Source organism: Rhodobacter capsulatus SB 1003 (assembly GCF_000021865.1).
Lineage (GTDB): Bacteria > Pseudomonadota > Alphaproteobacteria > Rhodobacterales > Rhodobacteraceae > Rhodobacter > Rhodobacter capsulatus_B.
Genome location: NC_014034.1, coordinates 488,197 through 510,090, shown reverse-complemented (window position 1 = coordinate 510,090; position 21,894 = coordinate 488,197). Strand labels below are relative to the sequence as shown.

21 protein-coding genes are annotated in these 21,894 nt (G+C 67.1%); 12 read left to right on the top strand and 9 right to left on the bottom strand.

Annotation, left to right across the window (positions count from 1 at the left end):
• Positions 1-77 precede the first annotated feature (77 nt).
• The 3 genes from RCAP_RS02415 to RCAP_RS02405 form a co-directional block, all read right to left on the bottom strand.
• Positions 78-1,853, bottom strand: a complete 1,776-nt coding sequence (locus tag RCAP_RS02415; protein WP_013066220.1) for an acyl-CoA dehydrogenase C-terminal domain-containing protein — start codon at positions 1,851-1,853, stop codon at positions 78-80.
• Between the two features lie 36 nt (positions 1,854-1,889).
• The gene (locus RCAP_RS02410) at positions 1,890-2,273 is read right to left on the bottom strand and encodes a MerR family transcriptional regulator (protein ID WP_013066219.1); all 384 of its coding nucleotides are present in this window, start codon (positions 2,271-2,273) and stop codon (positions 1,890-1,892) included.
• Positions 2,274-2,501: 228 nt separating this feature from the next.
• On the bottom strand, positions 2,502-2,870 hold the full coding sequence (locus RCAP_RS02405; protein ID WP_013066218.1) for a MerR family transcriptional regulator: 369 nt from the start codon (positions 2,868-2,870) through the stop codon (positions 2,502-2,504).
• Between the two features lie 121 nt (positions 2,871-2,991).
• Here RCAP_RS02405 and RCAP_RS02400 point away from each other — a divergent pair, with 121 nt between their 5' ends.
• The 3 genes from RCAP_RS02400 to RCAP_RS02390 are packed head-to-tail and all read left to right on the top strand — an operon-like array spanning position 2,992 to position 5,254.
• Positions 2,992-3,429: a PaaI family thioesterase gene (locus tag RCAP_RS02400; protein WP_013066217.1), complete on the top strand. Its 438-nt coding sequence runs from the start codon at positions 2,992-2,994 to the stop codon at positions 3,427-3,429.
• Positions 3,426-3,932, top strand: a complete 507-nt coding sequence (locus tag RCAP_RS02395) for a PaaI family thioesterase (RefSeq protein WP_013066216.1) — start codon at positions 3,426-3,428, stop codon at positions 3,930-3,932. The genes RCAP_RS02400 and RCAP_RS02395 overlap by 4 nt, the downstream gene beginning before the upstream one ends.
• Positions 3,929-5,254: an MATE family efflux transporter gene (locus RCAP_RS02390; RefSeq protein ID WP_013066215.1), complete on the top strand. Its 1,326-nt coding sequence runs from the start codon at positions 3,929-3,931 to the stop codon at positions 5,252-5,254. Before RCAP_RS02395 ends, RCAP_RS02390 begins: the two co-directional genes overlap by 4 nt.
• Before the next feature lie 109 nt (positions 5,255-5,363).
• Here the strand turns inward: RCAP_RS02390 and trpS are convergent, their stop codons facing one another.
• Complete coding sequence (gene trpS / locus RCAP_RS02385; RefSeq protein WP_013066214.1) at positions 5,364-6,416, bottom strand: tryptophan--tRNA ligase; 1,053 nt, start codon at positions 6,414-6,416, stop codon at positions 5,364-5,366.
• 86 nt (positions 6,417-6,502) lie between these two features.
• On the opposite strand from trpS, the gene RCAP_RS02380 reads away from it, so the two are divergent.
• Positions 6,503-7,186: a rhomboid family intramembrane serine protease gene (locus RCAP_RS02380; protein ID WP_013066213.1), complete on the top strand. Its 684-nt coding sequence runs from the start codon at positions 6,503-6,505 to the stop codon at positions 7,184-7,186.
• Here the strand turns inward: RCAP_RS02380 and murJ are convergent, their stop codons facing one another.
• The 3 genes from murJ to RCAP_RS02365 are packed head-to-tail and all read right to left on the bottom strand — an operon-like array spanning position 7,187 to position 12,719.
• On the bottom strand, positions 7,187-8,734 hold the full coding sequence (gene murJ / locus RCAP_RS02375; protein WP_013066212.1) for a murein biosynthesis integral membrane protein MurJ: 1,548 nt from the start codon (positions 8,732-8,734) through the stop codon (positions 7,187-7,189).
• On the bottom strand, positions 8,731-11,493 hold the full coding sequence (locus RCAP_RS02370) for a [protein-PII] uridylyltransferase (protein WP_013066211.1): 2,763 nt from the start codon (positions 11,491-11,493) through the stop codon (positions 8,731-8,733). Before RCAP_RS02370 ends, murJ begins: the two co-directional genes overlap by 4 nt.
• Before the next feature lie 50 nt (positions 11,494-11,543).
• Complete coding sequence (locus RCAP_RS02365) at positions 11,544-12,719, bottom strand: penicillin-binding protein activator (protein ID WP_013066210.1); 1,176 nt, start codon at positions 12,717-12,719, stop codon at positions 11,544-11,546.
• 93 nt (positions 12,720-12,812) lie between these two features.
• Between RCAP_RS02365 and rsmI the strand changes: the two genes are divergently transcribed.
• Genes rsmI through RCAP_RS02345 form a run of 4 tightly spaced genes read left to right on the top strand, consistent with a single transcriptional unit; the run spans position 12,813 to position 16,006 of the window.
• The gene (rsmI, locus tag RCAP_RS02360) at positions 12,813-13,721 is read left to right on the top strand and encodes a 16S rRNA (cytidine(1402)-2'-O)-methyltransferase (RefSeq protein WP_013066209.1); all 909 of its coding nucleotides are present in this window, start codon (positions 12,813-12,815) and stop codon (positions 13,719-13,721) included.
• Positions 13,721-14,080, top strand: coding sequence for a YraN family protein (locus tag RCAP_RS02355; RefSeq protein ID WP_013066208.1), 360 nt, complete (start codon positions 13,721-13,723; stop codon positions 14,078-14,080). Before rsmI ends, RCAP_RS02355 begins: the two co-directional genes overlap by 1 nt.
• Before the next feature lie 56 nt (positions 14,081-14,136).
• Positions 14,137-15,081 carry a glutathione synthase gene (gene gshB / locus RCAP_RS02350; RefSeq protein WP_013066207.1) on the top strand — a complete coding sequence of 315 codons (945 nt, stop codon included), beginning with the start codon at positions 14,137-14,139 and terminating at the stop codon, positions 15,079-15,081.
• 1 nt (position 15,082) lies between these two features.
• Positions 15,083-16,006 carry an alpha/beta hydrolase gene (locus tag RCAP_RS02345; protein WP_013066206.1) on the top strand — a complete coding sequence of 308 codons (924 nt, stop codon included), beginning with the start codon at positions 15,083-15,085 and terminating at the stop codon, positions 16,004-16,006.
• Here the strand turns inward: RCAP_RS02345 and RCAP_RS02340 are convergent.
• Together RCAP_RS02340 and RCAP_RS02335 are read right to left on the bottom strand one after the other, a co-directional pair.
• Positions 15,972-17,486, bottom strand: coding sequence for a YifB family Mg chelatase-like AAA ATPase (locus RCAP_RS02340; protein ID WP_013066205.1), 1,515 nt, complete (start codon positions 17,484-17,486; stop codon positions 15,972-15,974). The genes RCAP_RS02345 and RCAP_RS02340 overlap by 35 nt on opposite strands.
• A gap of 57 nt (positions 17,487-17,543) precedes the next feature.
• Positions 17,544-18,230 carry a glutathione S-transferase gene (locus tag RCAP_RS02335; RefSeq protein WP_013066204.1) on the bottom strand — a complete coding sequence of 229 codons (687 nt, stop codon included), beginning with the start codon at positions 18,228-18,230 and terminating at the stop codon, positions 17,544-17,546.
• A 177-nt stretch (positions 18,231-18,407) separates the two neighbouring features.
• Here RCAP_RS02335 and RCAP_RS02330 point away from each other — a divergent pair, with 177 nt between their 5' ends.
• The 4 genes from RCAP_RS02330 to dut all read left to right on the top strand — a co-directional run bounded on the left by RCAP_RS02330 (position 18,408) and on the right by dut (position 21,893).
• Positions 18,408-19,286, top strand: coding sequence for an RNA polymerase factor sigma-32 (locus RCAP_RS02330; protein ID WP_013066203.1), 879 nt, complete (start codon positions 18,408-18,410; stop codon positions 19,284-19,286).
• Positions 19,283-20,092 (top strand): ChaN family lipoprotein, encoded by an 810-nt coding sequence (locus RCAP_RS02325; protein ID WP_013066202.1) that lies wholly within the window; start codon positions 19,283-19,285, stop codon positions 20,090-20,092. Before RCAP_RS02330 ends, RCAP_RS02325 begins: the two co-directional genes overlap by 4 nt.
• Positions 20,093-20,143: 51 nt before the next feature.
• Complete coding sequence (coaBC, locus tag RCAP_RS02320; RefSeq protein WP_013066201.1) at positions 20,144-21,340, top strand: bifunctional phosphopantothenoylcysteine decarboxylase/phosphopantothenate--cysteine ligase CoaBC; 1,197 nt, start codon at positions 20,144-20,146, stop codon at positions 21,338-21,340.
• An 85-nt stretch (positions 21,341-21,425) separates the two neighbouring features.
• Entirely contained in the window at positions 21,426-21,893 is a 468-nt protein-coding gene (gene dut, locus RCAP_RS02315) for a dUTP diphosphatase (RefSeq protein ID WP_013066200.1), read from the top strand.
• The last annotated feature ends 1 nt before the right edge of the window (position 21,894 follow it).

Sequence of the window (21,894 nt, the reverse complement as noted above, 5' to 3'; positions counted from 1 at the left end):
CTGAAGTCAGGGGGTCCGGGGGCGGAGCCCCCGGCGGGTCGCCCCGGGCGCAAGCCCGGGGCGAAATCCCCTGCCGCTCAGAACTGATCGGCCGAGAGCCCCATCACCCCCTCGGACCCGCTTTCGATCCGCGCCAGATGCAGCCCGCAGGCAGGCAGGTGGCGGGCCATGTAATAGCGCCCGGTGGTGATCTTCGCCTCGTAGAAGGCCCGGTCCGAGGCGCCGCCGTCCAGCGCCGCATGCGCCGCCGCCGCCATCCGCGTCCACATCAGGCCCAGGCAGACATGCCCCATCAGATGCATGAAGTCATAGCTGCCCGACAGCGCCGCATCCGGGTTCTTCGCAGCATTCTGCAGGAAGAACATCCCCGCCGCCTGCATCTGTTTCGAGGCCACCTTCAGCGCATCGGTGAAAGGCTTCATCCGCTCGTCGCCGTCATGCGCCTTGCACTCGGCCTTGACCATCTCGAAGAAGCCCATCAGCGGCTTGCCGCCCTCGGCCGCCAGCTTGCGCCCGACAAGGTCCAGCGCCTGCACGCCGTTCGCGCCCTCGTAGATCATGGTGATCCGGGCATCGCGGACGAACTGGCTCATGCCCTGTTCCTCGATATAGCCATGCCCGCCCCAGACCTGCTGCGCCTGCACGCAGGCCTCGAAGCCCTTGTCGGTCAAAAAGCCCTTGATCACCGGCGTCATCAGCGAGATCAGCCCCTCGGCCTCGGCATCCTGCAACCCATGCGCGCGGTCGATCAGCGTCGCGCCCCAGAAGGTGAAGGCCCGCGCGCCTTCAAGGAAGCTCTTCTGATCCATCAGCGCGCGGCGGATGTCGGGATGCACGATCAAGGGATCGGCCGGGCCGGCGGGATTGGCGACGCCGGTCACGGCGCGGCCTTGCAGGCGGTCCTTGGCATAGGCGAGCGCCGCCTGATAGGCGGCTTCGGCCACCGCATAGCCCTGCAGCCCCACGCCCAGCCGCGCCTCGTTCATCATCGTGAACATCGCCCGCATGCCCTTGTGCAGATCGCCAAGCAGATAGCCCGTCGCGCCGTCGTAATTCATCACGCAGGTGGCCGAGCCGTGAATGCCCATCTTGTGCTCGACCTTGCCGACGCTCACCGCATTGCGGGCGCCCAAAGAGCCATCGGCATTCACCAGGAATTTCGGCACGATGAAGAGCGAAATCCCCTTCGTCCCCTCGCCGCCGCCCGGCGCCTTGGCCAGGACCAGATGGATGATGTTCTCGGCCAGATCGTGATCGCCCGCCGAGATGAAGATCTTCGTGCCGGTGATCTTGTAGCTGCCATCCGCCTGCGGCTCGGCCTTGGTGCGCAGAAGGCCCAGATCGGTGCCGCAATGCGGCTCGGTCAGGTTCATCGTGCCGGTCCAGTCGCAGGCCACCATCTTCGGCAGATAGGTCGCCTTCTGCGCATCCGTGCCATGCGCCTCGATCGCGGACACCGCGCCATGCGTCAGGCCCTGATACATGTTGAAGGCCATGTTGGCGGAAACGAACATCTCGCCCACAGCGCAGTTGATCACATAGGGCATGCCCTGCCCGCCGTACTCGGGGTTGCAGTCGAGCGCCGTCCAGCCGCCCTCCTTCATCGCGGCAAAGGCCGCATCGAACCCAGCAGGCACGCGCACGGCGCCGTTTTCAAGCTTGCAGCCCTGCGTGTCGCCCACCGCATTCAGCGGCGCCAGCACCTCCGAGGCGACCTTGCCCGCCGCATCCAGCACGGCCTCGGTGAACTCGCGTTCCAGATCGGCATAGCCGGGCACATCCTGCCCGGAGATCTTCAGCAGCTCGTGCAGGACAAACTGCATGTCGCGGGTGTTTGCGGTATAGTTCGGCATGGTCCTCTCCCTTGTCCGGTCTGCCGGGGGCGGGGATCACTCGGCCATGCCGGCAAACCTCTCCTCGCCCCAGGCGATCTGCGCCGCCAACTCCCCGATCGCCTGATCAAGTTCGTCGCGCTGACGCTCCATCTCCCTCAGCCGCTGACGCGCCAGTTTCAGCGTCTCGGCCATCTGCGTCTTCTGCTGGTCCCCCATGTCATAAAGGTCCAGCAGCTGACGAATATCCTCGAGGCTGAAGCCGAAGCGCTTGCCGCGCAGGATCAGTTTCAGCCGCGCCCGGTCGCGCCGGGTGAACAGCCGCTTCTGCCCCTCGCGCAGCGGAAACAGCAGCTCCTTCGCCTCGTAGAACCGCAAGGTGCGGGGCGTCACCTCGAACGCATCGCACATCTCGCGGATCGTCATCATGTCGTCACTCATCCTGCCGCCCCCTTTGTCCCTTTGCGTAACGTAAGGCGGCAGTTCAAGCTTGCACCACCACATTACAAGTTTGGTTGACGTTCGCGTCACTGTAACGTCGCGTCACGGTGACCTTGACGTAATGTCAGACGGAAAAGCCCGGGAAAATCGAAATTCCGACCCCCGCAAAGGGCGGGGAAAGCGATCGCCGGATGGGGAAAAGGCCCCGCGCGGGGGCCGATTCGTGGCTCAGTCGGTCAGGATGCGGGCGACATCGTCGCGCAGCGCCCGCAGGTCGGTGACCGCCGCCTGCAGCTCCTCCAGCTGCTTGCCCAGCACGCCCAGCTGCCGGTCGGCCAGCGCGATCCAGGCGCGATTCTGCGCCTCGGTGCCCTGATGGTCGTAGATCAAGAGCCACTGCCGCAGCTCTTCCAGACTGAAGCCGAAGCGACGGCCGCGCAGGATCAGCGTCATCCGCGCCACCTCGCGCGGGCCATAAAACCGCGCCCTGCCCTCCTTTTGCGGCGAGAGCAGTTCGATATATTCGTAATAGCGCAGCGTCCGCGGCGTGACGTCGAACCGCGCGCACATTTCCTTGAAGCTCAGCACCTCTGCCATGGCTTGCTCCCCCTCCGGGGCGAAGCTAACGCGCGGTTGACGCAGCATCAACCTCTCTCGCGCCGCGTGTGGCTTGCCTTGGTCGCAACGTCACGGCATCGTGGCCAAAACCGGAGGGGACATGGACGAGGCAAAGCTGAAACAGGCACGGATGTTCATCGAGGCGATCCCGCATGCCCGCGCCCTGGGGATGCGGCTGGACGCGATCGGCGGCGGCGCGGCGGAACTCTCGATGGACTGGCGCGAGGATCTGGTGGGCGATCCGCGCACCGGGGTCATTCACGGCGGCGCGGTCTCGGCGCTTTTGGACACCTGCTGCGGCGCCGCGGTGATGAGCCACCCGGAGGCCCCCGCGGGCACCGCCACCATCGACCTGCGCATCGACTACATGCGCACCGCAACGCCGCGCCAGCGCATCACCGCCCGGGCCGAGGTCTATCACATCACCCGCACCGTGGCCTTCCTGCGCGCCACCGCCCATGACGAGGAAGCGGGCCTGCCCGTCGCCTCGGCCACCGGCGCCTTTACCGTCGAACGTCCGAAAGGGGGCGCGCAATGAGCCGTCCGAGACCCGAACCGGTGCATCTGGTCAAGGGCCGCCGCGATGCCGCCCTGCGCGCGCTGGTCTCCGGCGTGCCCTATATCCGCTTTCTCGGTATCAGCTTCGACCGCCGCGGCGATGAACTGACGGCGGTCCTGCCCTATGACGACAAGCTGATCGGCAATCCGCTGATCCCGGCGATCCACGGCGGGGTGACGGCGGCTTTCCTTGAGGTGTCGGCGATCATGGAACTCAGCTGGACGCTGCTGTGGGAAGACATGGAAGCCGGGCGGATCGATCTTTCCGCCCCCGATCCGGTTCTGCCGCGGCTGCCGAAAACCATCGATTTCACCGTGGATTACCTGCGCTCCGGCCTGCCGCGCGACGCCTATGCGCGGGCGCGGGTGAACCGCTCCGGGCGGCGCTATGCCAGCGTTCATGTCGAGGCCTGGCAGGACAACCGGGCAAAACTTTTCGCCCAGGCGACCGGGCATTTCCTGATGCCGGACCGCGCGGAATGACGCCCGTCAGTCACGCCCGGGTGCTGCGCATCGCGGCCCCGATCGTGATTTCGAATGCGACCGTGCCGCTTCTGGGCGCGGTCGATACCGCGGTGGTGGGCCAGATGGGACAGGCCGCGCCCATTGGCGCCGTCGGCCTTGGCGCGGTGGTGCTGGCCTCGGTCTACTGGATTTTCGGCTTCCTGCGCATGGGCACGACCGGGCTTGTGGCGCAGGCCAAGGGCGAGGGCGACAGCCTGGAAATCTCGGCCGGGCTGATCCGCGCCGTGGGGATCGGGCTCGCCGCGGGGCTGTGCCTGATCGCGTTGCAGGTGCCGATGCTTTGGGCCGCTTTCCAGATCGCCCCCGCCTCGGCCGAGGTCGAGCGGCTGGCGCAGGACTATCTGTCGATCCGGATCTGGGGGGCACCCGCGACGATTTCGCTTTATGCCTTCACCGGCTGGCTGATCGCGCTGGAACGCACCCGCGCCGTGCTGGTGCTGCAACTCCTGATGAACGGGCTGAATGTCGGGCTGGATCTGCTCTTTGTCCTTAGCCTGGGGTGGGGGGTCAAGGGCGTCGCCGCAGCCACTTTGATTGCGGAACTCTCGGGCCTCGCCCTGGCGCTTTGGCTTTCCCGCTCGGCCCTCGTGCCGGGGCTGAGCCGGGCGGTGATCCTGGCCGCCGCGCCGCTGAAACAGATGGCGCGGGTCAATACCGACATCATGATCCGCTCGGTGATCCTGCAGGGCAGCTTCACCGCCTTCCTGTTTCTGGGCGCGGGTCAGGGCGATGTGAAACTGGCGGCCAATCAGGTGCTGCTGCAGTTTCTGGAAATCACCGCCTATGCGCTCGACGGTTTCGCCTTTGCCGCGGAAAGTCTGGTGGGTCAGGCCGTCGGCGCCCGCGCGCCCCGCAGCCTGCGCCGCGCCGCCGTCGTCGCGTCGCAATGGGGGGTGGCGGGGGCGGCGTTGCTCTCTGCCCTGTTCCTGATCTTCGGCGGCGCGATCATCGACACGATGACCACCGCGCCCGAGGTGCGGGAAACCGCCCGCGCCTATCTGCCCTGGATGGGCCTTGCGCCGCTGATCGGCATTGCCGCCTGGATGTTCGACGGCATCTTCATCGGCGCGACGCTGACGCGCGAGATGCGCAATGCGATGCTCTTATCTGTCGCGATCTACATCGCCGCGCTTTGCGCCCTGATCCCGGCCTTCGGCAATCACGGGCTCTGGGCGGCGCTGATGGTGCTGAACCTTGCCCGCGGCGTGACGATGGCACGGCTTTACCCCCGGGCCGAGGCGAAAGCCGCACCGGCGCTGGGGGGCGCTGCCCCCCTCTGAGCTGCGCTCATTCACCCCCCGGGATATTTGCGGCAAGATAAAGGGGCTCGGCTTTCATCTTGCCACAAATATCCCGGGGGTGCGGGGGCAGAGCCCCCGCCTTGGCCGCTTATCGCGAGCGGATCATCCCCATGATCTCGAGCGTCTTTTGCAGGATCGGCTGGGCGATGGCATCGGCCTTTTCCGCGCCCTGCCCCAGGATCCGGTCGATCTCGGCCGGGTCGTTCATCAGTCGGCTCATCTCGGTCGAGATCGGTTCGAGCTTCGACACCGCCAGATCGGCCAGCGCCGGTTTGAACACCCCGAACCCCTGACCGGCATAGTCGGCCACCACCTCGGCGGGGGTCTTGTCGGCCAGCGCGGCATAGATGTTCACCAGGTTGCGCGCCTCGGCCCGGCCCTCAAGGCCTTCCAGACTGTCGGGCAGCGGCTCGGGATCGGTCACCGCCTTGCGGAACTTCTTCGCGATCGTGTCGGCATCGTCGGTCAGGTTGATCCGGCTGGCATCGGAGGGGTCGGATTTCGACATCTTCTTGCTGCCATCGCGCAGGCTCATCACCCGGGTCGCGACGCCCTCGATCAGCGGCAGCGGCGCCGGGAAGAAATCGACGCCGTAATCATGGTTGAACTTCGCGGCGATGTCGCGGCACAGCTCCACATGCTGCTTTTGATCCTCGCCCACCGGCACCATCGTCGCGTGATAAAGCAGGATGTCGGCCGCCATCAGCGAGGGATAGGCGAACAGCCCCAGCGACTGCTTTTCCGCATTCTTGCCCGCTTTGTCCTTCCACTGCGTCATGCGGTTCATCCAGCCCATCCGCGCGACACAGTTCAGAAGCCAGCCGAGTTCCGCATGGGCCGAGACCTGCGACTGGTTGAACAGCACTGAGCGCGCCGGGTCGATGCCCGAGGCGATGAAGGCCGCCGCCGCCTCGCGGGTCTGTTTCTTCAGCGCCTCGGGGTCCTGCCAGACGGTGATCGCATGCAGGTCCACCAGGCAATAGATCGTCTCGATGCCTTCGTCCTGCTTTTCGGCGAAGCGCTTGAGCGCCCCCAGATAATTGCCCAGCGTCAGGTTGCCCGAGGGCTGGATGCCGGAAAAGATCCGCGGCGTGAACTTGGCGTTGATCTCTTCGGGGGTAGGTTGCGAGAGTTCGGACATCTGGGCGCTCCGGGCTGGAAATTCGGATGCCTTGCGCTTATCGCTAAAGGGCGCGGGGCGTCAATGACACCCCCAAAGGAGGGACAATGCACCACGGCCATGACGAGCAACCGCTGAACCCGCTTCCCCCCGTGGTGTGGCTGCTGGCGGCGCCGATCATCGTGACGGAAATCCTGTTCGCACTGGGCACCACCGGCGCCCTGGGGCCGCAGGCGGTGGGCTGGCGGCTGGCGATCCTGGGCCAGCTGGGCTTCGATCCGGTCACCTTCCGCCACATGGCCGAGATCGGGCAATGGTCGGTGCAGGATCTGGCGCGGCTGGTCAGCTATGCCTTCATCCATCTGAGCCTGACCCATGCGGCGATGGTGGTGGTCTTCATCCTGGCGATCGGCAAATTCGTCGGAGAGGTGTTCCCGGGCTGGGCGGTCGCGGCGGTGTTTCTGGGATCGACCGTGCTCGGCGCGCTCGTCTATGCGCTGATGCCCTTCACGCAGATGATGCTGATCGGCGGCTATCCGGGGGCCTACGGGCTGATCGGCGCCTTCACCTGGGTCTTGTGGATGCGGCTTGGCCCGGGCAATCCGGCCCGGATGCGGGCGTTTTCGCTGATCGGGATGCTGGCGGGGATTCAGCTTGTCTTTGGCGCGCTGTTCGGCACGGGACCGGATTGGATCGCGGAATTTTCCGGCTTCGGCGCCGGGTTCGCGATCAGCTTCTTCGTCGCCCCGGGCGGCTGGCGGCATCTGTTGCGCAAGCTGCGCAAGCGCTGATCAGCCGCGGCGGCGGCGCAGCATCCCCTTGAGCTCCCCCAGACCATAGGCGCCCAGCGCCGCGCCCAGCGCGAAATAAAGCGCGATCCCCGAGCCGCAGAGAAGGCCAAGCGCCCCCCAGCGCACCCCGCCCGGCTGTGCCAGCTGCGGGGCGAGCCAGTCGGCCGTCACCCAAAGCTGCGCCCCCATCAGCCCCGAAACAAGGCCGATCCGCCACAGCCTGCGCCAGAACCTTGCATCCGGGCGGGCGGCATCGCCCATCTTGCGCGCCCCCCACCAGAGCTGGCCGACCATCACCCAGCCCGAAACCGTGGTCGCCAGCGCTGCGGCGACAAAACCCATCACCGGCATCATGCCGATGGCGAAAGCCGCATTCACCCCCATCGAAACCAGCGCATAGTGGAACGGGCGGCGGCTGTCCTCGCGCGCGTAGTAAAGCGGCTGCAGCACCTTTTGCAGCACGAAGGCGGGCAGGCCAAGGCCATAGGCGGCCAGCGCCAGGGCGGTGGCCACGGTATCCTCGGGCCGCCAGGCGCCGCGGTCATAAAGCACCGAAATCAGCGGGGTGGAGATCACCACCAGCGCCACGGCGGCGGGCAGGGTGAGAAAGAGGGCCATCTCTGCCCCGCGCGAGAAGCTGTCGCGCGCCAGATCATCCTCGCCCGCGCGCAGATGACGCGAGAGCACCGGCAACAGCACCGTGCCGATCGCGATGCCCACGACGCCAAGCGGCAACTGGTAAAGCCGGTCGGCATAGCCAAGCCAGGACACCGCGCCCACCGTGCCCGAAGCGACCTGCGAGCCGACAAGCAGGTTGATCTGTACCACGCCGCCCGTAAGCAGGGCCGGCCCGGCAAGCACGAGGAGGCGGCGAAAATCCGGGGTGAGGCGCGGCACACGTAGCCCCGGCACGAAGCCGAGCCGACGCGCCGCATAAAGCGTCCAGCCAAGCTGCGCGACGCCGGTAATCGGCACGGTCCAGGCAAGCGTCTGCCCCATCTCCCAGCCCATCTGCCGCGCCAGCAGCATCGCCGCGATGAAGACAAGGTTCATCAGCACCGGCACGAAGCCGCTTTCGGCAAAGCGGCCATGGGCGTTGAGCAGGCCCGAGAGCATCGCGAAAAGCGAGATGAAGCCGATGTAGCAAAAGGTGATGCGGCCGAAATCCACCGCCATGTCGAACCGTGCATCGCCTGCAAAGCCCGAGGCCAGCGCCCAGACCAGCCAGGGCATCGCCAGGGTGCCGATCACGACAAAGAGCGTCAGGAAGCTCGCAAGCCCCCAGAATGCATTTTGCGCGAACGCATCCGCATCTTCACCACTTTCGAGCTTCTTGGCATAGATCGGCACGAAGGCGAGGTTGAAGGCGCCTTCCGCAAACAGCCTGCGGAACATGTTGGGAAGCTTGAATGCGATGTTGAAGGCATCCGCCACCGGCCCCGCGCCGAGGTAAGCCGCCATCAGCACGTCACGGGCAAAACCGGCCACACGCGAGACGAGCGTCCAGCTTCCCAGCGTCGCGACGCTGCGCAGCAGCCGCCCGCTCATGCCTGCCCCGCCCGTTCGGCGCCGCGGATGATCGCGTCGCGCAGCCGTTTTTCCAGCGATTCCTGCCGCTGCCCCGAATGCAGCTTCAGGCCGAACATGTCCTTGACGTAAAAGGTGTCGACCACCTGCGCGCCATAGGTCGCGATCACGGCCGAGGCGATATAGATGTTCGACGAGGCCAGCGCGCGCGTCAGATCGTAAAGCAGCCCGGGCCGGTCGCGGGTGTCGACCTCGACGATCGTGTAGATGTCCGATCCCTCGTTGTCGAAGGTGATATGGGTCGGAAAGCGGAATTCGCGTTCGCGCTTCTTGATCTTGTCGCGATCCTTGAGCGCGTCACGCGCCACCACCTCGCCCTTCAGCGTCTTTTCGATCATGCCCCGCAGGCGCGGCAGTTTCGTGGCCTCGTAGGGGTGGCCCTCGCTGTCCTGCACCCAGAAGACGGCGGTCGCATAGCCGTCCTTCGAGGTATAGGTGCGGGCATCGACCACATTCGCGCCGACCAGCGCCAGGGCCCCCGCCAGCCGCGAAAAGATCCCCGGGTGATCGGACAGCGCAAAGGCCGCCCGGGTGGCGTCATGGTCCAGATCGGGGTCAAGGTCGATGCGGATCTCGTCATCGCCAAGGCCGCGCAGCATCTCGGCGAAGATCGCATGGGTGCCCGTGGTCAGCCCCTGCCAATAGGGGTCGTAATGGCGGCCCAGTTCGGCGCGGATGTCGCGCGCATCCCAGCCCGACAGCGCCTCGCGCAGCGCCTTTTTCGCCGCATCCGAGCGCTGCTCGCGGTTCACCGCCTCAAGCCCGTGTTCCAGCGCCCGGGTGGTGTCGGAATAAAGCCGGCGCAGCAGCGTCGCCTTCCAGTTGTTCCAGACATTCGGGCCGACGCCGCGGATGTCGCAGACGGTCAGCACGGTCAAAAGATCCAGCCGCTTGCGCGTCTTCACCTGCTTGGCGAAATCGCGAATGGTGCGCGGGTCCGACAGGTCGCGTTTCTGCGCCACGTCCGACATCAAAAGGTGATGGCGGATCAGCCATTCGACCGTCTCGCAGTCCTCGGGCGAAAGCCCGAGCCGCGGCGCCACCTTGCGGGCGATCTGCGCGCCGAGGATCGAGTGATCCTCGGGACGGCCCTTGCCGATGTCATGCAGCAAAAGCGCCACATAAAGCACGCGGCGGTTCACCCCCTCGTCGAGGATATGCGACGACAGCGGCAATTCCTCGTTCAGCTCGCGCCGCTCGATCTGCGCCAGCGTCGAGATGCACTGGATCGTATGCTCGTCGACCGTGTAGCTGTGATACATGTTGAACTGCATCATCGCCACGATCGGCTCGAATTCCGGGATATAGGCCGCCAGCAGACCCAGCTCGTTCATCCGCCGCAGCACCCGTTCCGGGTTGCCATGCTTGAGCAGCAGATCAAGGAAGACATGCGCGGCCTCGCGATCCTCGCGCAGGCGGTCGTCGATCCGGTCCAGATTGGCCGCGATCAGCCGCATCGCATCGGGATGCAGCAGCATGTTGGTGCGCAGGGCTTCCTCGAAGATGCGCAGGAAATTCAGCGGATCGGCCAGAAAGGCCCGGGTGTCGGCGACATTGACGCGGGAAATATCGTCAAAGAACGGCGCTTTCAGCGGTTTCTTGCGCCGGAACAGCCGCTTGAGCACCGGCGCCGGTTTCGCATGCTGCGCCTCCAGCACGGTGAGGAAGACCCGCGTCAGCTCGCCCACCCGGGTGGCATGGCGGAAGTAATGCTGCATGAAGACCTCGACGCCGCGACGGCCCGCGGCATCGGCAAAGCCCATGCGCCGGGCCACCTCGACCTGCGCGTCGAAGGAGAGCTGGTCTGAGGCGCGGTTGGCGATCAGATGCAGATGGCAGCGCACCGCCCAAAGGAAATCCTCGGCCTCCTGAAAGACCGCATATTCCTCGGCGGTGAAGACGCCAAGGCCGACCAGATCGGCGGTGTCGTTGACCCCATGCAGATATTTCGCGATCCAGTACAGCGTCTGCAGATCGCGCAGGCCGCCCTTGCCTTCCTTGACGTTCGGTTCCAGCACATAGCGCTGCCCGCCCTGACGGCGGTGGCGCTCCGACCGTTCGGCCAGTTTCGCCTCGATGAATTCCGGGCCGGTGCCCTTGAACAGATCGTTGCGCAGGGTCTGGTTCAGACGCTCGGCCAAGGCCGCATCGCCGTCAAGATAGCGGTTTTCCAAAAGCGCCGTGCGGATGGTGATGTCTTCGCGGCCCAGGCGGATGCAATCTTCCACCGTGCGCGAGGAATGGCCGACCTTCAGCTTCAGATCCCAGAGCATGTAAAGCATGCTCTCGATCACGCTTTCGGCCCAGGGGGTGATCTTCCAGGGCGTCAGGAACAGCAGGTCGACATCGGAAAAGGGCGCCATCTCGGCGCGGCCATAGCCGCCGACGGCCAGAACCGAGATCCCCTCGGCCGCGGTCGGCGCCTGCAGCGGGTGCAGCCGGGTGGTGGCGACGTGAAAGACGGCGCGGACAAGGCCGTCGGTCATCGCGGCATAGGCGGCGACGGTCTCTCCGGCCCGGCGCGGATGGGTGCCGAAATCGGCGATGATGCGCGGCAGGGCGGCCTCGCGCTCGGCCGCAAGAAAGCGGACGGTCTCGGCGCGGATGTTGCGGGCGTCCGCGTCCCGCAGGCTGGCATCAAGCCGCGCGGTCAGGGCGGGCAGATCGAAAAGCAGGTGCGCCCCGGGCTCTGCCGGGGCGGGTCTGGCGCTGTCGCTCACGGGCGTCTCATGGTCCTTGGGGCCTTTCGGCGGGGGAGGGAAGGCCGGGATCAATACCCGGCCATGCCGAAGGAACGCGGGGCGGCGTCGATCACCACGGCCTGACCGTTGCGGATCTCGGCGACGGCCAGACCGCGTTCGTTGCTGCCATCGGGGCGCAGCCGGAAGATGCCGTTGACGCCGACAAAGCCCGAGGGCTGGGTCAGCGCGGCCCGGCCAAGCGCATCGGGACGGCCGGATTTCACCAGCGCGCCGATCGCGGCGATGCCGTCATAGGCAAGCCCGGCAATCGGATGCGGCGCGGTGCCGAAGGCGGTTTCGTAGCGTTCCTTGAAGCGGCTGTTCAGGTTCGGATCGGGCATGGCGAACCAGCCGCCCTGCAGCCCGGGCAGCGCCAGCGTCGCCGAGGGAATGTCCCAGCGCGTCAGGCCGATGAACTTGACCTGACCGGGGTTGACGCCGTTGTCGGGCAGCATCTGCGCCAGAAGCGGCAGGGCGCCCGCGGTATCGGCGGTCAGGAAGATCGCATCGACGCCGCCCGCCTTGACCCGGCCCGCAATCGTCGGCATCGCCTCGATGATGCCCTGCTGCGAGAACGGATAGGAGGCGATGCCCGCCACCGCCGCACCCGAGCGGGCGACGGCGGATTGCACCGCGCCCGCGCCGATCGTGCCCGCCGGGGTCTGGTCATGCACGATCAGGATGTTGCGCTTGCCCTGCGCGCTGGCGAATTGGGCGAGCCGGTTCGCGGTATTGGGGAAGGTCGGCCCGAGCACGAAGACGTTGCCGCCCGCGATGTCGGTGTTGTTGGAGAACGAGAGCACGCTGACGCCGCGGCTGGCGACGGCCAGACCCGCGGCATTGGCGGATTCGGCAAAGACCGGGCCAAGGATGATCTTGGCGCCCTCGTCCACGGCCTTCGTCGCCATCGCCGCCGCCTGATCGGGTCCGGCGCCGGTGTTGTAGACGCGCAGGTCGATCTTCACGCCGTTGAGATCGGAGATTGCCAGCTGCGCCGCCTGCTTGAGCGAGGCGGCCAGGGTCTCGTCGCCGGTATTGCCCGAGCCCGCGGGCACCAGCAGCGCCACCGGCACGGCGGCGCCTGCCTCGACGCTCGGCCCGCCCCCGCCGCCGGGACCCGGCTGGCAGGCTGCGACAAGCAGGGCCGCGACCAGGGTGACGCAGATCAGCAGGGGGTTGCGGGGGGTGCGCAAAGCAGCGAACATGACAGCGGCCTCCGTTCCGGCGGGGGGAATTGGGCGAACCGTAAGCGTTTCGCCGCGTGAAGTAAACTTGACTCGGAAACGGTAGGCGGATCGATGACAGAGCCTGACGACGACCTCGGCCCGCCGGTGACGCCGCTCGAGGAATACGGGCCCGCAGGCCGCAAACCCGCGCCGGGGCTGCATTTCGTCTCGACCCCGATCGGCGCGGCGCGGGACATCACGCTGCGTGGACTGGACATTCTGCGCGAGGCCGAGGTGCTGGCGGCCGAGGACACGCGGACCCTGCGCCATCTGATGGACATTCACGGCATCCCGCTGGCCGGTCGGCCGCTCGTCGCCTATCACGATCACAACGGCGAAGCGGTGCGCCCCCGTCTGCTCGCCGCGCTGGCCGAGGGCAAGGCGGTGGCCTATGCCTCGGAAGCGGGCACGCCGCTGGTGGCGGATCCGGGCTTTCAGCTCGGCCGCGCCGCGATTGCCGCGGGCCATCGCGTTTTTGCCGCCCCCGGCCCCTCGGCGGTGCTGGCGGCGCTGACCGTGTCGGGCCTGCCCTCGGACAGGTTCCTGTTCGCGGGCTTCCCGCCGAACACCGCACAGGCACGGCGCAAGTGGATCGCGGAATTCGCACAGGTGCCGGCGACGCTTGTTTTCTATGAATCGCCCAAGCGCGTTAAGGAAATGTTAACCGATCTGGCCTCAGAATTGGGCGCAGATCGGGAAGCGGTGCTGTGCCGCGAACTGACCAAGCGATTCGAGGAGGTCCGGCGCGGAACCCTCGCGGATCTGGTGGCGGGCTGCGCCGATGCACCGATCAAGGGCGAGATCGTCGTTCTGGTCGACCGCTCCCGGGCGCCGCGGTTTGGCCCCGAAGATGTCGAAGCCGCGCTGCGGGATCGTCTGCAGCGCCTGAGCGTGAAGGACGCGGCAGCGGAAGTGGCCGAAATGCTGGGTTTGCCCCGGCGGGAGGTCTATCAGCGCGCGCTGGCAATGGAGAAAGACTGATGGGCGGAGCACTGGCCTATCATGCGGGACTTGCAGCCGAACATCAGGTGGCCGCCCTCTATCAACGCGGCGGCGGCCGGATTGCCGCCGAGCGCTGGCGCGGCCGTTATGGGGGCGAGATCGACCTGATCGCCCGCGAAGGGGACAAGGTCATCTTCATCGAGGTGAAGAAAGCCGACACCCATGCCCGGGCCGTCGAACGGATCAGCCGCAAGCAGCTGGAGCGGATCTGTCTTTCGGCGGAAGAATTCGTTGCGGCGAGGGCTGATTGCGCCAATCTCGACATGCGTTTCGACGTCGCCCTGGTCGATGCGGCCGGGCGGATCGAAATCCTGCAAAACGCCTACATGTTCGACTAGCGACATTGCATCGCGGCCCTCTGCAAGGCATCAAGGAGGCAACGAAAGGGGGCGTCATGGCCTTGAAAGTTGCATTCCAGATGGACCCGATTGCGGCCATCAACATCGACGGGGACAGCACGTTCCGCATCGCGCTTGAGGCGCAGGCGCGTGGTCATATGTTGTTCTATTACACGCCCGACCGGCTGATCTATCGGCAGGGGCGGGTGCTGGCGCGGGGCTGGCCGCTGGTGGTCCGGCGCGAGCCGGGCAACCATTTCACCCTGGGCGATGAAGCCGAGGTCGATCTGGCCGAGATGGATGTGGTCTGGTTGCGCCAGGATCCGCCCTTTGACATGGGCTATATCACCACCACCCATCTGCTGGATCGCATTCATCCGAAAACGCTCGTCGTCAACGATCCGTTCTGGGTGCGCAACTATCCCGAGAAACTGCTGGTTCTCGATTTCCCGGACCTGACCCCGCCCACGCTGATCGCCCGCGATCTGGCAGTGATTCGCGACTTCAAGGCCGAGCATGGCGATGTCATCCTGAAGCCGCTTTACGGCAACGGCGGCGCGGGGGTGTTCCGGCTTGACCCGAACGACCGCAACCTCGCCTCGCTGCACGAGCTTTTCACCTCGATCAACCGCGAGCCGATGATCGTGCAGAAATACGTTCCCGCCGTGGTCAAGGGCGACAAGCGGATCATTCTGGTCGATGGCGAGCCCGTCGGCGCGATCAACCGCGTGCCTGCCGCGGGCGAGACGCGGTCGAACATGCATGTGGGCGGCCGCCCCGAGCCCACGCAGCTGACCGACCGCGAACGCGAAATCTGTGCCGTCATCGGCCCGACCCTGCGCGAAAAGGGGCAGATCTTCGTCGGCATCGACGTCATCGGCGACTGGCTGACCGAGATCAACGTGACCTCCCCCACCGGCATTCAGGAGCTGGAACGCTTCGACGGCACCAATGTCGCCGAGAAGATCTGGCAGGTGATCGAGGCGAAGCGGGGCCTGTGAGATGAGCCTGCGCGCGCGGATTGTGACCCTTGGGCTGCGGCTGTTCACCAAGCCGCGGCTGGCGAAGATGACCGATCCGGCAGACCTGCGCGACGTGATGGAGCGCTTCACCCGGATCGCGCTGCGTCCCGCGCCGGGCAGTGTGGCGATGCCGCTTGATCTTGCCGGGCGGGCGGCGCTGTCGATCCGGGCGGGTGTCCCGCGCGACGGCGCCGCGGTGGTGCATTTCCACGGCGGCGTCTTCATCGCGGGCAGTCCGCAGACGCATCTGCCGATGCTGTCGCGGCTGGCGAAACTGGCGCGGGTCACGGTGATCGCCCCAAGCTACCGCCTGGCGCCAGAGCACCCGTTTCCGGCCGCGCTGCGCGATGCGGAAGCGGTCTGGGAGGCGCTGATCGCACAGGGCTACCGGCCTGAAAACCTTGTGCTTTCGGGCGACAGCGCCGGGGCGGCGCTGGCCTTTGCGCTGCTTTCCAAGCTTTGTGCCGAGGGCACGCCGCCCGCGGGCGCCTTTGCCTTTTCGCCCTGGTTCGATCTGACGGGGGCCTCGCCCTCGGTTCGGGCAAACGCCGCCGCCGATCCGATGCTGGCGGGCCACCGCCTGCCCGAGGCCGCGCAATTCTATCTGCAGGGCCATCCCGCCGACGACCCCGAGGCCTCGCCGATCTTTGCCCCCTTCCCCGGCTGCCCGCCGGTGCTGCTGCAGACCGCCGAGACCGAGATCCTGAGCGATGATGCGCTGCGGATGGAGGAGAAGCTGCGCCATGCGGGCGCCGAGGTGCTGCTGCAGCTTTGGCCCGGGGTGCCGCATGCCTGGCAGATGATGGACGGGCTGATCCCCGAGGCGCGGGAGGCCCTGCGCGATGCGGCCCGTTTCGTCACCCGCGTTCTTACCGCGCCGCCGCAAAGGTCAGACGGTAGCTGACCGCCTCGGCCAGATGCGGGGCGCGGACCGGGTCCGATCCGTCCAGATCGGCGATCGTCCGCGCCGTGCGCAAGACGCGATGATAGCCGCGCGCGGTCAGCCCGAACCGGGCGGCCACCTTGCCCAGAAACTCCCGCCCCTCGGCATCGGGGGCGGCGATCTGGTCCAGCACCACCCCTTCGGCCTCGGCATTGACCCGGATCTGCGGATGATCGGCGAAACGGCGGCTTTGAATCTCGCGTGCCGCCGCCACCCGCGCCGCCACCGTGGCGGAGCTGTCCCCGGCAGCGGGCAGATCCAGCTCGCGCCAATCGACCGCCGGAACCTCGATGCGCAGATCGAACCGGTCCATCAGCGGCCCGGAAATCCGGCCCAGATAATCGGCGCCACATTGCGGCACCCGGGCGCAGGCCCGCGCCGGATCGCCCAGATAGCCGCAGCGACAGGGATTGGCCGCCGCCACCAGCAAAAACCGGCAGGGGTAGCGGACATGCGCATTGGCCCGGGCCACGACGACCTCGCCGGTCTCGATCGGCTGGCGCAGGGTTTCCAGCACCGGGCGGGGAAATTCGGGAAACTCGTCCAGAAACAGCACGCCGTTATGCGCAAGGCTGACCTCTCCGGGCCTTGCCCCCCGTCCGCCGCCGATCATTGCCGCCATCGAGGCGGTGTGATGCGGTTCGCGAAACGGCCGGTTGCGCGAAATCCCGCCTTCGGAAAGAAGCCCCGAAAGCGAATGAACCATCGAGGTTTCAAGGGCTTCCAGCGCCGACAAGGGCGGCAGGATGCCGGGCAGCCGCGCCGCCAGCATCGACTTGCCCGAGCCGGGCGGGCCCGCCATGAACAGGTGATGCCGCCCGGCCGCGGCGATCTCCAGCGCCCGTTTCGCCCGTTCCTGCCCCTTGACGTCGCGCAGATCGCGGGCGGCGGGCGGGGTCTCCACCTCGCCCGGACGCGCGGGGGCCAGCGGCTGCTGCCCGGTCAGATGGCGAAGCGCCTCGGTCAGGGTTGCAGGCGCGAAAACCTGCGTCGCCCCCACCCAGGCCGCCTCGGCGCCGCAGGATTTCGGACAGATCAGCGCGCAATCCTCGGCCGCGGCCGCCATCGCCGCGGGCAGCGCGCCGACCACCGCCACGATCCGGCCATCCAGCGCCAGTTCCCCGATCGAGACGAGGCTTTCCACCTCCTCCTTCGGCACGATCTCGATCGCGGCCAGAAGCGCAATCGCGATCGGCAGGTCGAAATGCGAGCCCTCCTTGGGCAGATCGGCAGGCGAGAGGTTGACGGTGATCCGCCGCATCGGCAGCGCGATCGACAGCGCCGCCAGCGCCGCCCGGACCCGGTCGCGGGCCTCGGACACCGCCTTGTCGGGCAGGCCGACGATGGAAAACGCCGGCATCCCGGCGGCCAGGGCGCATTGCACCTCGACGATCCGCGCCTCGACGCCTTCGAAAGCCACCGTATAAGTTCTTGCCACCATGCCCATTCTCCGCCCGGTTGCACAGTAGCCTAGATCCGGGCGGGATGGGTTAACGGATCATTGCGGCCCGGGCCAGGGCCGGGTCGGCCAGTCGCGCTTGTAAAACGGCTGATCGGGGCCTTCGGCCAGGCCCTCGGCCCGCCAGGCGCGGAAATCGGCATCGGCCAGCCAGGTCGCGACATAATCCGCCGCCTCGGGGCCGACGGGCAGGTTGTAGCCCGCAATCCGCGCCGCCACCGGGGCGAAGAAGGCATCGGCCAGCGACCAGCGCCCGAACAGCCAGGGCCCCCCGGCGCCGTGAGCCGCCCGCGCCATCGACCAGAGCGACTCGATCCGCGCCAGATCTTCCAGAACCGCTTCGGGGGGCTCGCAGGTCTCGTAACTGACGCGCAGGTTCATCGGGCAATGGCTGCGCAACGCGCCAAAGCCCGCATGCATTTCCGAAGCGAGCCAGCGCGCCATCGCGCGGGCGTCGGCCTCTTCGGGCCAAAGCCCGGCCCCGGGGTGGCGCTCGGCGATGGTTTCGGCAATCGCCAGCGTCTCGCCGATCACCAGACCCGAGGGCAGCCGCAGCGCAGGGGCCAGCCGCGCGGGCGCGAATTCCGACAAAAGCCGTTTGAAATCATCGCTGTAAATCCGCCCCGAGACGGTCTTTACCGGCACGCCCGCCTTTGCGAACACCAGCCAGCCGCGCAGCGACCAGCTTGAATACGACCGATCCCCGATCGCCAGTTCATAACCCATCTTGGCCTCCCTTTTGCGCGGGATGCTAAGGTCCGGGCGCCGTTTCGCAATGGTTAATCCTGCACAGTGATTTTTTTGTGATGCACAGTGCAACTTGGAGACATTCCAGATCGTTTCTGTCAGTGTAGGTGCAGTGAGCACGCCTAACAGCGGGTTGGGAGACCCGGGGAGACTGACATGGCACTCGATGGAATGACCGACGACACGCTTCCGCGGCAAGCTATGCGGGCGGAATATCTGGACGCCGAGACCGAGGCCGCGCTGGCCCGTGCCTGGCGGGATCACCGCGACGAGGCGGCCCTGCACCGCCTTGTCAGCGCCTATATGCGGCTGGCGATTTCTATGGCCTCGAAATTCCGCCGCTACGGGGCGCCGATGAACGACCTGATTCAGGAGGCGTCCTTGGGCCTGATGAAGGCCGCCGACAAGTTCGACCCCGATCGCGGCGTGCGGTTTTCGACCTATGCGGTCTGGTGGATCAAGGCCTCGATCCAGGAATTCGTGATGCGCAACTGGTCGATGGTGCGCACCGGATCGACCTCGTCGCAAAAGGCGCTGTTCTTCAACCTCAAGCGGGTGCAGGCGCAGATCCAGCGCGAGGCCGAGGCCGAGGGGGTGGTGCTGGACGGGGCGCAGCTGCGCGAAAAGGTGGCGATCTCGATCGGCGTTTCCATGGCCGATGTCGAGATGATGGAGGGGCGGCTCTCGGGCTCCGATCTGTCGCTGAACGCGCCGCAGTCGCATGACGAGGACGGCCGAGAATGGGTGGACACGCTGGAGGACGAGGGCGGCAGCCCCGAGACCCGGGTGACCGAAGCCCATGACGGCGCGAAGATGCGCGACTGGCTGGGTCAGGCGATGGGGCAGCTTTCGGCGCGCGAACGCTATATCGTGGCGCAGCGCCGCCTGATCGACGAGCCGCGGACGCTGGAAAGCCTGGGCGAGGAACTGGGCCTGTCGAAGGAACGGATCCGCCAGCTCGAGGCACAGGCCTTCAGCAAGATGCGCAAGTCGCTGGAAAGCCGCTCGGAAGAGGTGATCGGCTTCTTCGCATGAGGATTTCTGGCGTTCTTCTGGCCCTGTCGCTGGCGGCTCCGGCTGCAGCAGGGGAAATTTCCGCCGCGGACCTGCCGGCGCGGATCCTTGCCGCGGCGCCGCAGGTTGCGGTTCTGGGCGAGGTGCATGACAATGCCGCGCACCACCTGGCGCAGGCCGCGGCGGTGGCGGCCTTGCAGCCCAAGGCGCTGGTTTTCGAAATGCTCGACCCGGCGCAGGCGGCGAAGGTGACCCCCGATCTGATCGGCAAGCCTGACGAACTGGCCAAGGTTCTGGGCTGGGAGGCTGCGGGCTGGCCGGATTTCGCGCTCTATGCGCCGATCTTTGCCGCCGCTCCCACGGCGCGGATCTATGGCGCCGCCCTGCCGCGCGACCAGGTGCGCCGCGCGATGAAGGAGCCGCTGGCGCAGGTCTTCCCCGAGGCCGCGCGGTTCGGCCTCGACACGCCCTATCCCGCCGATCTGCAGGCGCAGCTGGAAGCCGAGACGCAGGCCGATCACTGCAACGCGCTCCCGCCCGAAATGCTGCCCGGGATGGTCGCGGCGCAGCGGCTGCGCGATGGTGCCTTTGCGCAGGCGACGTTGCAGGCGCTGGCGGACACGGGCGGGCCGGTGGCGCTGATCACCGGCTCGGGCCATGCCCGGACCGACCGCGCCGTGCCCGCGCTGATTGCCCGGGCCGATCCGGGGGTAAAGCTGCTCTCGCTGGGTCAGTTGGAACGCCCGGCCGGGGGCGATCAGCACTTCGATCTGTGGATCGTCACCGATCCGGCGGTGCGCGAAGACCCCTGCCAGGCGTTCCGGTAACTTGCGCGCTTCGCCCGCCCGCCCTACAGCTTGGCAAAACCGGAGGGGCGCATGACAAAACGGATTCTGCTGATCATCGGCGGCGGCATCGCGGCGGTGAAAGCGCCGGAACTGATCCGGCTCTTGCGCGGGGCGGGCTTTGCCGTGACCCCGGTTCTGACGAAAGCCGGGGCGGAATTCGTCACGCCGCTCTCGGTTTCCTCGCTGGCGGGCGAGGCCGCGCATACCGCCCTTTTCGATCTGACCCATGAAGCCGAGATCGGCCATATCCAGCTCAGCCGCGCCGCCGATCTGCTGGTGGTGGCGCCCGCGACCGCCGATCTGATGGCGAAGATGGCGGCGGGGCTGGCGGGCGATCTGGCCTCGACGCTGCTTCTGGCGACGGACAAGCGGGTGCTGATCGCGCCCTCGATGAATGTGCGGATGTGGCAGCACCCGGCGACGCAGCGCAACTTGCGGCAATTGCGGGCGGATGGCGTTCTGACCATCGGCCCGAACGAAGGCGACATGGCCTGCGGCGAATACGGGATGGGCCGGATGGCGGAGCCCGCGGAAATTCTGGCGGCGATTCACGCCGCGCTGGCAGAGGGGCCGCTGAAGGGGCGGCATGTGCTGGTGACCTCGGGGCCGACGCATGAGCCGATCGACCCGGTGCGCTACATCGCCAACCGCTCCTCGGGCGCGCAGGGCACGGCCCTGGCCACGGCCTTGCGCGATCTGGGCGCCGATGTGACCTTTGTGACCGGCCCTGCCACGGTGCCGCCGCCCGAGGGCGTGAAAGTGGTGCGGGTCGAAACCGCGCGCGAGATGCTTTTGGCCGTGCAGACCGCCCTGCCCGCCGAGGCGGCGATCTTTGCCGCCGCCGTCGCCGATTGGCGGGTGGCGAATGCCAGCCTGCAGAAGATGAAGAAGGACGGCACGGGGCAGGCGCCCGCGCTGAGTTTTGCCGAAAACCCGGACATTCTGGCCACCGTCGCGCAGATGGTGACGGGGCGGCCGAAACTGGTCGTGGGCTTTGCCGCCGAAACCGAGAATGTGACGGCCCATGCGGCGGCGAAACGCGCCCGCAAGGGCTGCGACTGGATCGTGGCGAATGATGTCAGCCCGGCCACGGGCATCATGGGCGGCAGCGAAAACGCGGTGACGATCCTCGACGACACCGGCGCCGAGAGCTGGGACCGGATGGGCAAGGACGAGGTGGCCCGCAGGCTGGCTTTGCGCATCGCAACCGCGCTTGGCGCAAGCTGACAGGGCGAAAGGGCGTATTTGCGCCAAGAAATAGCAAAGGGTTTTTTCTTGGTCCAAATACGCGAAAGAAACGGAAGGGGCAGGCATGACGCCGATCATCAAGGTGCTGCGCGAGGACTGGGCCGACCCGGAGGTGGCGCTGCCCGCTTACGAAACCCATGGCGCCGCCGGGGCGGATATTCGCGCCAACCTGCCGCCCGAGATCCGCGACACCGGGCTCGTGCTGGCGCCGATGGGCCGGGCGATCGTGCCGACCGGGCTGCGCGTCGCCATCCCCGAAGGGTTCGAGATGCAGATCCGGCCGCGCTCCGGGCTGGCATTGAAGCACGGGCTGGGCATGCCGAACGGGCCCGGCACGATCGACAGCGATTATCGCGGGCCCTTGGGCGTCTTGATGATCAACTTCGGCGCCGAGGCCTATACGATCCGCCATGGCGAGCGGGTGGCGCAGGCGATCATCGCCCCCGTGGTGCAGGCCCGTTACGAGGCCGCCACCGATCTGGGCGAGACCGCGCGCGGCGCGGGCGGCTTTGGCTCCACCGGCAAGGGCTGAG

Excerpts from the sequence above, each read along its gene's own strand:
- rsmI (WP_013066209.1), top strand. The coding sequence starts at position 12,813 with ATGACAGAGCCTGACGACGACCTCGGCCCGCCGGTGACGCCGCTCGAG.
- RCAP_RS02415 (WP_013066220.1), bottom strand. The coding sequence starts at position 1,853 with ATGCCGAACTATACCGCAAACACCCGCGACATGCAGTTTGTCCTGCAC.
- RCAP_RS02355 (WP_013066208.1), top strand. The coding sequence starts at position 13,721 with ATGGGCGGAGCACTGGCCTATCATGCGGGACTTGCAGCCGAACATCAG.
- murJ (WP_013066212.1), bottom strand. The coding sequence starts at position 8,734 with ATGAGCGGGCGGCTGCTGCGCAGCGTCGCGACGCTGGGAAGCTGGACG.
- RCAP_RS02380 (WP_013066213.1), top strand. The coding sequence starts at position 6,503 with ATGCACCACGGCCATGACGAGCAACCGCTGAACCCGCTTCCCCCCGTG.
- RCAP_RS02345 (WP_013066206.1), top strand. The coding sequence starts at position 15,083 with ATGAGCCTGCGCGCGCGGATTGTGACCCTTGGGCTGCGGCTGTTCACC.
- RCAP_RS02390 (WP_013066215.1), top strand. The coding sequence starts at position 3,929 with ATGACGCCCGTCAGTCACGCCCGGGTGCTGCGCATCGCGGCCCCGATC.
- RCAP_RS02395 (WP_013066216.1), top strand. The coding sequence starts at position 3,426 with ATGAGCCGTCCGAGACCCGAACCGGTGCATCTGGTCAAGGGCCGCCGC.
- RCAP_RS02400 (WP_013066217.1), top strand. The coding sequence starts at position 2,992 with ATGGACGAGGCAAAGCTGAAACAGGCACGGATGTTCATCGAGGCGATC.
- coaBC (WP_013066201.1), top strand. The coding sequence starts at position 20,144 with ATGACAAAACGGATTCTGCTGATCATCGGCGGCGGCATCGCGGCGGTG.
- RCAP_RS02340 (WP_013066205.1), bottom strand. The coding sequence starts at position 17,486 with ATGGTGGCAAGAACTTATACGGTGGCTTTCGAAGGCGTCGAGGCGCGG.
- RCAP_RS02410 (WP_013066219.1), bottom strand. The coding sequence starts at position 2,273 with ATGAGTGACGACATGATGACGATCCGCGAGATGTGCGATGCGTTCGAG.
- RCAP_RS02365 (WP_013066210.1), bottom strand. The coding sequence starts at position 12,719 with ATGTTCGCTGCTTTGCGCACCCCCCGCAACCCCCTGCTGATCTGCGTC.
- RCAP_RS02405 (WP_013066218.1), bottom strand. The coding sequence starts at position 2,870 with ATGGCAGAGGTGCTGAGCTTCAAGGAAATGTGCGCGCGGTTCGACGTC.
- dut (WP_013066200.1), top strand. The coding sequence starts at position 21,426 with ATGACGCCGATCATCAAGGTGCTGCGCGAGGACTGGGCCGACCCGGAG.
- gshB (WP_013066207.1), top strand. The coding sequence starts at position 14,137 with ATGGCCTTGAAAGTTGCATTCCAGATGGACCCGATTGCGGCCATCAAC.
- RCAP_RS02330 (WP_013066203.1), top strand. The coding sequence starts at position 18,408 with ATGGCACTCGATGGAATGACCGACGACACGCTTCCGCGGCAAGCTATG.
- RCAP_RS02335 (WP_013066204.1), bottom strand. The coding sequence starts at position 18,230 with ATGGGTTATGAACTGGCGATCGGGGATCGGTCGTATTCAAGCTGGTCG.
- trpS (WP_013066214.1), bottom strand. The coding sequence starts at position 6,416 with ATGTCCGAACTCTCGCAACCTACCCCCGAAGAGATCAACGCCAAGTTC.
- RCAP_RS02325 (WP_013066202.1), top strand. The coding sequence starts at position 19,283 with ATGAGGATTTCTGGCGTTCTTCTGGCCCTGTCGCTGGCGGCTCCGGCT.